Raw genomic sequence first — 12399 nt, 5'->3', positions numbered from 1 at the left:
CGAGCCGCTTCCGCTTTTAAACTGGCCTAACCAGTTCAAATTGTTCTCCTAATTTTGCATAGTTGTGTCCTGCTAGGCGGCTTATTGGTTTGAGTCCTTCTGCGTGAATGCGCCCTTTTTCATATAGATGCTCGGCAACGTGGAAACGAACGACGCGTCCAATTAGTAGATCACAAGCTGGTGAGTCTTCTGTTCCACCAAGTGGAATTGCACGTTCTAATATACATTCCATTCGAATATTTGCTTCTTTTACACCTGGAACAGAGATGACTTCACTTTCAATTGGTGTTAGTTTTGCTAGTTCAATTTCACTTTCATTTGGCGGGAGATTAGCTGCTGTTTCGTTAATTGCTGCTACATATGATACGTCAGAAATATGTACGACAAATTCACCTTTTTCAATTGCGTTTCGGGAAGTGTCCTTTCTTTCTCCGGCTTTTCGTTGTACAGAAACAGAGATAAGTGGTGGATTAGCAGCGACAATATTGAAATAACTATATGGTGCGCCGTTTAATACACCGTCTTTTGTTACAGAAGTAACGAATGCGACAGGGCGAGGGATGATACTTCCAGTAAGTAATTTGTAATTATCTTTTTCAGTTTGTTCATTTGGATTAATGGATAACATGCTTGTAATCCCCTTTCTAAATATGAATACTTATTGTTTGTTTACAAGATATTGGTGAGAAAATCCTGCTGGAAATAATATTTTGTTTCATAAAAAGAACTTACTTCAATTGTAATGAAGTAAGTTCTTTTTCAAGAATCTCAAGATTGAGATGAAAATTAAAGTAAAACGTATGCGCCAGGTCCGATTAAAGCTACACCAACAGCAACAGCGATTAACATTAAATTATATTCATATCCGTTTTGTGTCACCCAGTAACCATTTTTCCCGTGAACAGTGAAGATAGCCATTAACATTGTTCCAACGATAAATAATGAGCCAACTATAATGAAAATACCTGATGCGAATAAGAAACCACCTAGTAATTCAGTTGCACCAGCCATAAATGCCATAAATACACCAGGACGTAAACCGATTGATTCCATCCAGCCACCTGTTCCTTTTAAACCGTAACCGCCGAACCAACCAAATAATTTTTGAGCACCATGACCCATGAATGTAATTCCTATAATAAGACGAATAATAAGAAGACCGAAATCCATCATTTTTAAAAACCCCCTAAAAGTTATTAACTTACCTTATGTAAGTAATGATAAAATAGTTACTTACTTTAGTCAAGCGGATTTTGAAAAAAGTTTGAATTAAATTTTACAAATTAACAACAAAAAACAAAATGTAGTAAAGACCTCTAGACAAGTTGGGCAAAAAAAGAGAAAATATAAATAGAAGTTAACTTCTTATTGTTATTCAGACAATCAGAATTGACTGGAATTTTGTGAAGCGCTACAATAAGAGTCTATTAGTAATGACGTAATTTATTTCGAAAGCGTTTTTACAGTATAATATTCGAAGTATGAAGTCTTACATGTATCCCGAGCTTTACTAGGGATTGCCCTATAAACTTTTAGGTAAATTATAAGGAGGACTATCCTATGTTTAAAAAATTATTTGGTCTTGGTTCAAAAACAAATGAAGAAACAATCGTAGCTCCATTAACTGGAGCAGTGAAAAATATTGAAGAAGTACCAGATCCAGTATTCGCTGGTCGTATGATGGGTGACGGTGTTGCAATCGATCCTACTGAAGGTGTAGTTGTATCTCCAGTTGATGGTGAAATCGTACAATTATTCCACACAAAACATGCTATCGGAATTAAAGCGAAAAACGGCACAGAAATTTTAATCCACGTTGGATTAGAAACTGTAAAAATGGAAGGCGAAGGTTTCGAAGCTCACGTTTCTGAAGGCCAAGCTGTAAAAGCTGGAGATAAATTAATCTCATTCGACTTAGAATTAATCCGTGAAAAAGCGAAAAGCACAATTACTCCAATCGTTATTACAAACACAGATGCAGCTGAGTCTATTAAGACAACTGTAGGCGTAACAGCTACAAAAGGTTCAACAGAAGTAATGAAAGTTACAATGAAATAATTGCTGTATAAGAGGAATCCGTTTCGTATGAAATGGATTCCTTATTTTTGTTGCATATTCAGTAGGTATGTTAAAATACTCTGGGCACTTGGAAATAGGGTTTCACATATATGTGGATAAGGCGCATTTTTCTTAGAAAAAATATAAGAGAACTGCGCTTTTTGTATATTCACATTTCTTTTGTTCTATTCTAATGTAAGTTATGATGAGTGGTAAGAAATCGAATATAGGGGTGGGGTTGGATGAAACGAGTGTTATTTGTTTGTACTGGCAATACATGTCGTAGTCCGATGGCTGAGGCGTTGCTTCGTCATCACGGAGGAGATAGGTTTGAAGTGCAATCTGCCGGTGTTTTCGCCTATCCTGGGAGCGATGCATCGGTATATGCGAAGGAAGCTTTAGCTGAAAAAGGGATTTCAATTAATCATGCCGCGCAGCAAGTAAACGAAACTTTGCTTGATTGGGCTGATATTGTCGTAACGATGACAGAAAATCATAAACACATTGTACTTGGGCATTATCCGAGTGTTGAAAAGAAATTGAATACGTTATATGGATTAACTGAAGGTATAGGTAAGGACATTTCAGATCCATTTGGAGGCTCGCTTTCTATTTATAAAAAAACGTTAGATGAGATGGAAAAACTTGTACAAACTTTACTGAAAAAACATTCAGTAGGTTGATGTTTCGTGTATAATACGATATTGGAGATCACTTCGTCCTATTGAGGTAGCGAGTGTGAAATGAAGATAATTGATTGAAACTTTGGAGGGGTAAAAATGAAAGTAGTAATAGCATCTGATCACGGCGGTATGAATATCCGCAAAGAACTTGTAAGTTTATTAGAAGAGTTAAATATTGAATATATTGATTTAGGTTGTGAATGTGAAGCTGGTTCTGTTGATTACCCTGACTTTGCGTTTCCGGCAGCTGAAATGGTAGCGAACGGTGAAGTAGATCGTGGTATTTTAGTTTGTGGGACAGGCATTGGTATGTCAATCGCAGCAAACAAAGTAAATGGTATCCGTTGTGCGTTAGTTCATGATACTTTCAGTGCGAAAGCAACGAGAGAGCATAATGACACTAACATGCTAGCAATGGGCGAGCGTGTAATTGGTGCTGGTCTAGCGCGTGATATCGCAAAAATCTGGTTAACAACTGACTATGAAGGTGGTCGTCACGAAAACCGCGTAGGAAAAATTAAAACATACGAAACAAAGTAATAGATTCTAACTATTAGTAGTGTGAAATATAATTTGGTGAACCAACCTGTGAAAGGAAGAGGCGTAATGACAGAAATCGTAAAAGTAAGAGAACAGCTACAAATGTCGCTTTCTGATTTCCAAGAACAAGCTTCATTACAAAGCGGTCAAATTTTTGTAGTGGGTTGTAGCACGAGCGAAGTGCTAGGCGAAAGAATTGGAACATCAGGAACGATGGAAGTAGCAGAGGCGATTTTTTCTGAGTTAAAACAATTTCAAGAGCGAACAGGTATTGAATTAGCGTTTCAATGTTGTGAGCATTTAAACCGTGCTTTAGTAGTTGAGAGAGAAGTAGCGATAAAATATCAATTTGAAATTGTAACAGTTACGCCTGTTAGATCAGCAGGTGGTGTATTGGGGACATATGCGTATCACAATTTGAAAGATCCGGTAGTAGTTGAGTTTATTAAAGCAGATGCAGGAATGGATATTGGTGATACATTTATTGGTATGCATTTAAAACATGTAGCTGTTCCGGTTCGTACAAGTGTGAAGGCAATTGGAAGTGCGCATGTAACGATGGCCAAAACACGTGGAAAACTAATTGGTGGAGCACGTGCTGTTTACGCGGTGACGGAAGAGACTACCACTTGCCGTTAAATATGAGAAATTAGGAAGTCATATAGTAGCTGTTTATCATAAGATAAAAGGTATGTTGTCTGACTTTATAGTAGAAGAAAGAAAAGACCGATTTTCGGTCTTTTTTTTCTTTTATGATATAGAAAGTCATGTTAGAATGTAGTTGAAAACATGAAGGTTCGAAAGAATTACAACCTGAATTTTCGTTTTTTCTGAATAAATGAGAAAAAACTGTTGGGAATCGATGTAATTCGTTCAGAAAAGGGGGATTTTGGTGGATCATTTAAAACGTCAAGATGAAAAGGTATTTGCTGCAATTGAGGCAGAACTAGGAAGACAGCGTTCAAAGATTGAGTTAATTGCTTCGGAAAACTTTGTAAGTGAAGCGGTAATGGAGGCGCAAGGTTCTGTTTTAACAAATAAGTATGCTGAAGGATATCCTGGAAAACGTTACTATGGTGGCTGTGAACACGTAGACGTAGTAGAAGATATCGCACGTGATCGCGTAAAAGAAATTTTTGGCGCAGAGCACGTAAACGTTCAACCACACTCTGGTGCACAAGCGAACATGGCAGTATACTTCACAATTTTAGAGCAAGGCGATACAGTACTTGGTATGAATTTATCTCATGGTGGTCACTTAACACACGGAAGCCCTGTTAACTTCAGTGGAGTACAATATAATTTCGTAGAATATGGCGTGGATGCTGACTCTCACCGTATTAATTACGATGATGTATTAGCAAAAGCGAAAGAACATAAACCAAAATTAATCGTTGCAGGTGCAAGTGCATACCCTCGTGTTATCGATTTCAAACGATTCCGTGAGATTGCAGATGAAGTGGGTGCATACTTAATGGTGGATATGGCACATATCGCTGGTTTAGTAGCTGCTGGCTTACATCCAAATCCAGTACCACATGCACATTTCGTTACAACGACAACACATAAAACGTTACGTGGTCCGCGCGGTGGTATGATTTTATGTGAAGAGAAGTTTGCAAAACAAATTGATAAATCAATCTTCCCTGGTATTCAAGGTGGTCCACTTATGCACGTAATCGCTGCAAAAGCTGTTGCGTTTGGTGAGACACTTCAAGAGGATTTCAAAACGTATGCACAAAATATCATTAACAATGCGAACCGCTTAGCTGAAGGTCTTCAAAAAGAAGGACTTACACTTGTTTCTGGCGGAACAGACAATCACTTAATCTTGATTGATGTTCGTAACCTAGAAATCACAGGTAAAGTAGCAGAGCACGTATTAGATGAAGTTGGTATTACAGTGAACAAAAATACAATTCCATTTGAAACAGCAAGCCCATTTGTAACAAGTGGTGTACGTATCGGTACAGCAGCTGTAACATCTCGTGGTTTCGGTTTAGAAGAAATGGATGAAATTGCGTCACTTATTGCTTATACATTAAAAAATCATGAAAATGAAGCTGCATTAGAAGAAGCACGTAAGCGTGTAGAAGCGTTAACGAGCAAATTCTCAATGTATCCAAATCTATAATAGATTGAAGAAGACTGCTGAAACGTAATTGTTTTGGCAGTCTTTTTTGTGGACATATATTATTTTTAAAGTATGTATACAAATGATGAATAAATTTTGGCGATATAATGAAGGATACAGCTCCCATAATTGGTAAAGATACTAGATAGATTCATCGTAAAATCATGATTTTGCCAAATTTGCCCTTGAATATTAGTAGCGTTTTCTTTACAATCGTAAATAGTGTAAAAAAGCGTGCAAACGCATGAATATCATCTAAAGGAGAGATTCACATGGGAAAACTGTATGTATTTGATCACCCGTTAATTCAACATAAGATTACATATATTCGCGATAAGAATACAGGTACGAAAGATTTTCGTGAATTAGTGGACGAAGTAGCAAGCTTAATGGCTTTCGAAATTACTCGCGACCTTCCGCTTAAGGATATTGAAATTGAAACGCCTGTAAGCAAAGCGACAACAAAAGTGATCGCTGGTAAAAAACTTGGTTTAATTCCGATTTTACGTGCAGGTTTAGGAATGGTTGATGGAATTCTGAAATTAATTCCAGCAGCAAAAGTAGGACACGTTGGTTTATACCGTGACCCTAAAACATTGCAACCGGTAGAATACTATGTGAAACTTCCAACGGATGTAGAAGAGCGTGACTTTATCGTACTAGATCCGATGCTAGCAACAGGTGGTTCTGCGGCTGAAGCAATTAACTCTCTGAAAAAGCGCGGTGCGAAACAAATTAAATTAATGTGTATCGTTGCAGCTCCAGAAGGGGTAAAAGTAGTACAAGAAGAACATCCCGATGTTGATATTTATGTAGCAGCATTAGATGAGAAATTAAATGACCACGGATATGTAGTACCAGGTCTTGGTGATGCTGGTGACCGTTTATTCGGAACGAAGTAAGACAACTGACGAGCAGGGGAGATTCCCCTGCTCGTTTTTTTTTGCTGTAAGCAAGTAGGGGAGGGGAGAGGATAAATATACATCGTATATACAACATAAGTTGCATACACATCACATATAATATAGAAGTCTTACGTCTGAGGAACACTATATTATGGAAGAAAAGCGTTATATCTCGAAAATATAATAGTGACAAACTTGTGAACATTTCCTTCTATTATAAAGAGAAAACTGTTAGAAATTGCATATATGTAACCAGTATTTAGAAGGGGAACGTTTTCATTTCTGGGAGGAAATGCCTAATACTCAAATTTTTAGATTTTTTACGATTTCTCGTTGACACTGTTAATACCCTATTGTATGCTAACAACGGGGATAGATGGTAGGGCTTTCAGTGACAAAAATACATCTATTCCGTGACGAAAATGTAAACTTTTTGTTTTGTATAGGATTTATGCAAAAAAATGAGTTATTATTAACACATCGTGAATGAGGGTTACATATTGGAGGGATGAATCCTTGCAAAAAAACGATCGCAGCCATATAAAAGCATATGCTTTAATGTCAGGAATTCTTGCTCAATTAGTCGGTTCTATACTTGTTGGAATCTTTGGTGGGCAGTGGATTGATAATAAGGTTGGAACGTTTCCATTGTTTCTTATTATAGGGTTATTACTCGGGTTAGGAACAGGGGTATACGCAATGATTCGACTCATTCGACATTACTATTCGGGAGAGCAATGATGATAGACGTACATGGACTTGTCCAAAGACAAAAGAAATATATGTACTACTTGCTTGCGCTTCTAGTGCTAGGATGGGGATTTACCTCTTACAAGGATGTATTTCTTGGGCTGATTATCGGAACGATTTTCAGTTTTCTTAGTTTGCGCATCATTGCACGTAGAACAGACAAGCTGTTAGATCGCGTAACAAATGGAGAAAACGTGAAGTTTAAGGCGACAGCTGTAAGTACATATTCAAGATTCGCCACGATTGGGTTATTAATTTTATTTGCAGCCAAATATCAAGAGTTAATTGCGATGTGGGGCTTAGGTGTAGGATTGCTGACAGGATACCTTGTCATGATCATAGATTTTCTTTATTTAGAGTATAAGAGCAGGGAAGAGAGGTGAATTACTAGTGGAACACGGTAAATTAGTTGAATTTCTAGGTTTAACGTTCGATTTGTCATCAGTTATGATGGTTACTGTAGCAGCAGTTATTGTTTTCTTAATCGCTGTTATCGGAACTCGCAGCTTAGCCCTTCGCCCAACCGGGATGCAAAACTTCATGGAATGGGTGTTTGACTTCGTGAAAGGGATTATCAATAGTACGATGGACTGGAAAACAGGTGGACGTTTCTTAACGCTTGGCGTTACGCTTATCATGTTTATCATCGTATCGAACTTCCTTGGTTTACCATTCATGTATTCAGCAACTGAAGCTGGCGAACATATTGCATGGTGGAGGTCACCAACGTCTGATCCAGCAGTTACATTAACATTAGCCGTGATGGTAGTTACCCTCACCCATTATTATGGAATTAAGATGAAGGGTACGAAAGAGTATGTTAAAGGTTATTTCCAACCTATGAAATTCTTATTCCCATTAAAGGTTATTGAGGAGTTTGCTAACACATTAACGTTAGGTCTTCGTTTATTCGGTAACATTTATGCAGGTGAGATCTTATTAGGATTACTTGCTAAGTTAGGCGGGGCATCATTCCTTGGAGCATTAGGTGCGCTTGTACCGATGTTAGCATGGATGGGATTCAGTGTATTCGTTGGATCAATCCAAGCATTTATTTTCGTTATGTTAACGATGGTTTATATGGCTCATAAAGTAAGTCATGACCATTAATATAATTTAAGTAAGAAAAAATTTATTTTTTTATAATACAAAGGAGGACAAATTAAATGAGTTTAGGTGTAATCGCAGCTGCAATTGCAATTGGTTTATCAGCATTAGGTGCAGGTATTGGTAACGGTCTTATCGTATCACGTACAATCGAAGGTGTTGCTCGTCAACCAGAATTAAAAGGCGCACTTCAAACAATTATGTTCATCGGGGTTGCTTTAGTTGAGGCACTTCCAATCATCGGTGTAGTTATTGCATTCATCGTAATGAACAAATAAGGGAGACTCCCCTTACATAGATGGCGAAGAGTGTTTTTCCGAACTTTCTTCGCCATTGCTTTATGAACGAAACGTATGTCTTTTTTTTTCATATGATCAATTTAGATATTTTGAAGGGAGTGAATCCTTGTGCCAACTTTATTATTAGGAGCTGCCATTCCATTTGGAACGATTGCTTATACATTGTTCATTTTCTTAATTCTATTAGTAATGCTACGCAAATTTGCGTGGGGTCCTTTAATGGGAATTATGAAAGAACGTGAAGAGCATGTTACTAATGAAATCGACGCTGCAGAAAGAAGTAACGCTGAAGCGAAGAAGTTAGTAGAAGAACAACGTGAAATGTTAAAACAATCGCGTGTTGAAGCACAAGAGTTAATCGAAAGAGCGAAAAAACAAGCTGTAGATCAAAAAGATGTGATTGTTGCTGCTGCGAAAGAAGAAGCAGAATCAATTAAAGCATCTGCTGTACAAGAAATTCAACGCGAAAAAGAGCAAGCAATTGCTGCTTTACAAGAACAAGTCGCTTCTTTATCTGTTCAAATTGCTTCTAAAGTAATTGAAAAAGAATTAAAAGAAGAAGATCAAGTTAAGTTAATTCGCGATTATATTAAAGAAGTAGGAGAAGCGCGATGAGCAATGGGATTGTAGCAAAACGTTATGCTGTCGCTCTTTTTAAAATTGCAAAAGAAAAACACGTATTAGAAATGTTTGAAGAAGAATTACGCCTTGTACAAAACGTTTATGTAAAGAACGGGGAACTACATAGCTTTTTAACGCAACCAAACATTTCAAAAGAGCAGAAGAAAACGTTTCTTGCAAACGTATTCGGATCTGTTTCTGAATCAATTTTAAATACGTTATATATTTTAATTGATAACAAGCGTATTGATATCTTACCTGAAATTGCAGATGAATATGTTGTTCTTGCTAATGAAGAACGTAACGTAGCGGATGCAACTGTATATTCTATTCGTCTTCTATCTGAAGAAGAGAAGCTTAACATTGCAGAAGCATTTGCAAAGAGAACGGGAAAAGATGCAATTCGCGTGAAAAATGTTGTAGATGAAGATTTACTAGGCGGAATTAAAGTACGTATTGGAAATCGCATTTATGACGGAAGTTTACAAGGAAAATTAGCACGTATTCAGCGTGAATTAATGAAGAATAGATAGGGGTGAAGCACATGAGCATCAGAGCTGAAGAAATTAGCGCACTGATAAAGCAACAAATCGAGAACTATCAGTCTGAAATCGAAGTTAGTGATGTTGGTACAGTTATCCAAGTTGGTGACGGTATTGCGCGTGCTCATGGTCTTGATAACGTTATGGCTGGTGAACTTGTAGAGTTCTCTAACGGCGTTATGGGACTAGCACAAAACTTAGAGGAAAACAACGTAGGTATTATCATTTTAGGACCTTACACAGAAATCCGTGAAGGTGACGAAGTTCGTCGTACTGGTCGCATCATGCAAGTACCAGTAGGAAAAGAACTAATTGGTCGTGTTGTAAACCCATTAGGTCAACCAGTTGATGGTTTAGGCCCAATCAATACAACAAACACTCGTCCAATCGAAAGTCCAGCACCAGGTGTAATGGATCGTAAATCTGTTCATGAGCCACTTCAAACAGGTATTAAAGCGATCGATGCTCTTGTACCAATTGGCCGTGGTCAACGTGAGTTAATCATCGGTGACCGTCAAACTGGTAAAACAGCAGTTGCACTTGATACAATCATTAACCAAAAAGATGAAGATATGATTTGTATCTATGTAGCTATCGGACAAAAAGAATCAACTGTACGTAACGTAGTAGAAACACTACGTAAGCACGGTGCATTAGAGTACACAATCGTTGTAACTGCATCTGCTTCTCAACCAGCTCCATTATTATACTTAGCTCCTTATGCTGGTGTAACAATGGGTGAAGAGTTCATGTACAATGGTAAACACGTATTAGTAGTATATGATGACTTATCAAAACAAGCAGCGGCTTACCGTGAGCTGTCATTACTATTACGTCGTCCTCCAGGTCGTGAAGCTTATCCAGGGGATGTATTCTACTTACATTCTCGCTTATTAGAGCGTGCAGCAAAATTAAGTGATGCAAGAGGCGGCGGTTCTTTAACTGCACTACCTTTCATCGAAACACAAGCAGGGGACGTATCAGCTTACATCCCAACAAACGTAATTTCTATTACGGATGGACAAATCTTCTTACAATCTGACCTATTCTTCTCTGGCGTACGTCCAGCGATCGATGCGGGTACTTCTGTATCTCGTGTTGGTGGATCTGCTCAGATTAAAGCAATGAGTAAAGTATCAGGTACACTTCGTCTTGACCTTGCATCTTACCGTGAGTTAGAAGCGTTCGCTCAGTTCGGCTCTGACCTTGATAAAGCAACTCAAGCGAAACTAAACCGTGGTGCTCGTACTGTTGAGGTATTAAAACAAGGATTACACAAACCGTTACGTGTAGAGAAACAAGTTATCATTCTTTACGCTTTAACACGTGGATTCCTAGATGATATCCCAGTAGTAGATATCACTCGTTTCGAAGAAGAATTCCATGCTTGGTTAGATTCTAATGCGACTGACTTATTAGAAGAAATCCGCACAACTAAGAAACTTGCGGATGACGACAAATTTGCAGCAGCAATTAACGGATTTAAAAAAGTATTCGTAGCTTCTGAGTAATAAAAGCGGAAGCGGCTCGTCCTGAATGTGAGGGGGAAGAAGTGAAGCCACCGAACATTCAAGCCGCTGGAGCTAGATAATAATATATATAGGCATCTCAATCTTTGAGATTGCTGACGGTTATGTAAAGGAAAAGAGTAGGTGCACCTATTCTTTTCCTTCAATCATGAGCAAGAATATCTTGCAACGTAGATTAGGAAGAGGATTCTTACTAATCGTGCCAACTTCCGGAAAAAAGGTGGTGAAAACCTGTGGCATCTTTACGCGATATAAAAGCGAAGATTACCTCGACAAAGAAAACGAGTCAAATTACGAAAGCGATGGAGATGGTATCTGCATCTAAGTTAAACCGTGCAGAACAAAATGCTAAATCTTTCGTTCCGTATATGGAAAAGATTCAAGAAGTAGTAGCGAGCATTGCGCAAGGAAGTAAAGGAATTAATCATCCGATGCTAAATGCGCGTCCTGTAAAGCGTACAGGATATATCGTTATTACATCTGATCGCGGACTAGCAGGTGGTTATAACAGTAACGTATTACGTACAGTGAGTAACGTAATTCGTGAACGTCATAATATGGATTCAAACCAATATTCAATTATTGTGCTTGGACGACTAGGACGTGATTATTTAAAACGTCGCGGCTTTAACATCATTGATGAAGTAGTTGGATTATCTGACCACCCATCATTTACTGATATTAAAGATCTTGCTTCTCGAGCAATTGCGATGTTTGCAGATGGTGCTTATGATGAGCTGTATATTTACTACAACCATTACGTAAGTAAAATTTCACAAGAAGTAACGGAAAATAAAATTTTACCGCTTACTGATGTGGCGTCTGATAAACCGACGACAGCTTATGAATTCGAACCTTCTGAAGAAGAGATTTTAAAAGTACTATTGCCACAATACGCAGAAAGCTTAGTGTACGGTGCATTACTAGATGGTAAAGCAAGTGAGCACGCAGCGCGTATGACAGCAATGAAGAGTGCTACAGACAACGCAATGGAAGTTATCGATTCACTTACACTTTCATTCAACCGTGCGCGTCAGGCAGCGATTACGCAAGAAATTACGGAAATCGTTGGTGGAGCAGCAGCGTTAGAATAGTATTAAAAGCGGAAGCGGTTCGTTCAGAATGAGAGGGAGATGGAGCTTTTGACGTAGAGGCGATTTGTGCCTCGTAGGAAAAAGCGAAGCCACCGAACATTCTAACCGCCGGAGCTAGATTCAATAAAAAGCGTAGG

At 38.2% G+C, this 12399-nt stretch carries 17 protein-coding genes; 15 read left to right on the top strand and 2 right to left on the bottom strand.

Annotation, left to right across the window (positions count from 1 at the left end; genetic code table 11):
* Nucleotides 1–16: 16 nt before the first annotated feature.
* A complete protein-coding gene (locus tag MR160_RS30610) occupies nt 17–628 on the bottom strand; it encodes a flavin reductase family protein (protein WP_150191865.1) in 612 nt (203 codons plus the stop codon).
* A gap of 158 nt (nt 629–786) precedes the next feature.
* On the bottom strand, nt 787–1173 hold the full coding sequence (locus MR160_RS30605; RefSeq protein WP_000968613.1) for a DoxX family protein: 387 nt from the start codon (nt 1171–1173) through the stop codon (nt 787–789).
* Nucleotides 1174–1560: 387 nt separating this feature from the next.
* Here MR160_RS30605 and MR160_RS30600 point away from each other — a divergent pair, with 387 nt between their 5' ends.
* The 15 genes from MR160_RS30600 (at nt 1561) to atpG (ending at nt 12262) form a co-directional block, all read left to right on the top strand.
* Nucleotides 1561–2058 (top strand): PTS sugar transporter subunit IIA, encoded by a 498-nt coding sequence (locus MR160_RS30600; RefSeq protein ID WP_000473666.1) that lies wholly within the window; start codon nt 1561–1563, stop codon nt 2056–2058.
* Nucleotides 2059–2300: 242 nt separating this feature from the next.
* Nucleotides 2301–2741, top strand: coding sequence for a low molecular weight protein arginine phosphatase (locus MR160_RS30595; protein ID WP_000832378.1), 441 nt, complete (start codon nt 2301–2303; stop codon nt 2739–2741).
* A 96-nt stretch (nt 2742–2837) separates the two neighbouring features.
* Nucleotides 2838–3281, top strand: coding sequence for a ribose 5-phosphate isomerase B (gene rpiB / locus MR160_RS30590; RefSeq protein WP_000869542.1), 444 nt, complete (start codon nt 2838–2840; stop codon nt 3279–3281).
* Between the two features lie 66 nt (nt 3282–3347).
* Complete coding sequence (locus tag MR160_RS30585; protein WP_242298974.1) at nt 3348–3920, top strand: TIGR01440 family protein; 573 nt, start codon at nt 3348–3350, stop codon at nt 3918–3920.
* Between the two features lie 253 nt (nt 3921–4173).
* Nucleotides 4174–5415: a serine hydroxymethyltransferase gene (gene glyA / locus MR160_RS30580; RefSeq protein ID WP_000349800.1), complete on the top strand. Its 1242-nt coding sequence runs from the start codon at nt 4174–4176 to the stop codon at nt 5413–5415.
* Between the two features lie 272 nt (nt 5416–5687).
* Nucleotides 5688–6317 carry a uracil phosphoribosyltransferase gene (upp, locus tag MR160_RS30575; protein WP_000517539.1) on the top strand — a complete coding sequence of 210 codons (630 nt, stop codon included), beginning with the start codon at nt 5688–5690 and terminating at the stop codon, nt 6315–6317.
* A 379-nt stretch (nt 6318–6696) separates the two neighbouring features.
* The gene (locus MR160_RS30570; protein WP_000232961.1) at nt 6697–6810 is read left to right on the top strand and encodes a DUF4024 domain-containing protein; all 114 of its coding nucleotides are present in this window, start codon (nt 6697–6699) and stop codon (nt 6808–6810) included.
* Between the two features lie 26 nt (nt 6811–6836).
* Nucleotides 6837–7061 (top strand): AtpZ/AtpI family protein, encoded by a 225-nt coding sequence (locus tag MR160_RS30565; protein WP_001171223.1) that lies wholly within the window; start codon nt 6837–6839, stop codon nt 7059–7061.
* On the top strand, nt 7061–7453 hold the full coding sequence (locus MR160_RS30560) for an ATP synthase subunit I (protein WP_000567600.1): 393 nt from the start codon (nt 7061–7063) through the stop codon (nt 7451–7453). The genes MR160_RS30565 and MR160_RS30560 overlap by 1 nt, the downstream gene beginning before the upstream one ends.
* A gap of 7 nt (nt 7454–7460) precedes the next feature.
* On the top strand, nt 7461–8180 hold the full coding sequence (gene atpB, locus MR160_RS30555; RefSeq protein ID WP_000399870.1) for a F0F1 ATP synthase subunit A: 720 nt from the start codon (nt 7461–7463) through the stop codon (nt 8178–8180).
* 56 nt (nt 8181–8236) lie between these two features.
* Complete coding sequence (atpE, locus tag MR160_RS30550) at nt 8237–8455, top strand: F0F1 ATP synthase subunit C (RefSeq protein WP_000052064.1); 219 nt, start codon at nt 8237–8239, stop codon at nt 8453–8455.
* Nucleotides 8456–8584: 129 nt separating this feature from the next.
* Nucleotides 8585–9091, top strand: coding sequence for a F0F1 ATP synthase subunit B (gene atpF / locus MR160_RS30545; RefSeq protein ID WP_001142615.1), 507 nt, complete (start codon nt 8585–8587; stop codon nt 9089–9091).
* Nucleotides 9088–9630, top strand: a complete 543-nt coding sequence (gene atpH / locus MR160_RS30540; protein WP_000064682.1) for a F0F1 ATP synthase subunit delta — start codon at nt 9088–9090, stop codon at nt 9628–9630. The genes atpF and atpH overlap by 4 nt, the downstream gene beginning before the upstream one ends.
* Before the next feature lie 11 nt (nt 9631–9641).
* Nucleotides 9642–11150 (top strand): F0F1 ATP synthase subunit alpha, encoded by a 1509-nt coding sequence (atpA, locus tag MR160_RS30535; protein WP_000027521.1) that lies wholly within the window; start codon nt 9642–9644, stop codon nt 11148–11150.
* A gap of 251 nt (nt 11151–11401) precedes the next feature.
* Nucleotides 11402–12262 carry a F0F1 ATP synthase subunit gamma gene (atpG, locus tag MR160_RS30530; protein WP_000157703.1) on the top strand — a complete coding sequence of 287 codons (861 nt, stop codon included), beginning with the start codon at nt 11402–11404 and terminating at the stop codon, nt 12260–12262.
* The last annotated feature ends 137 nt before the right edge of the window (nt 12263–12399 follow it).

This window comes from Bacillus cereus group sp. BfR-BA-01382, from assembly GCF_022663475.1.
Taxonomy (GTDB): Bacteria; Bacillota; Bacilli; order Bacillales; family Bacillaceae_G; genus Bacillus_A; species Bacillus_A thuringiensis_S.
Note: the sequence above shows the minus strand (reverse complement) of the source record. Positions and strands in the feature narration are given on the sequence as shown.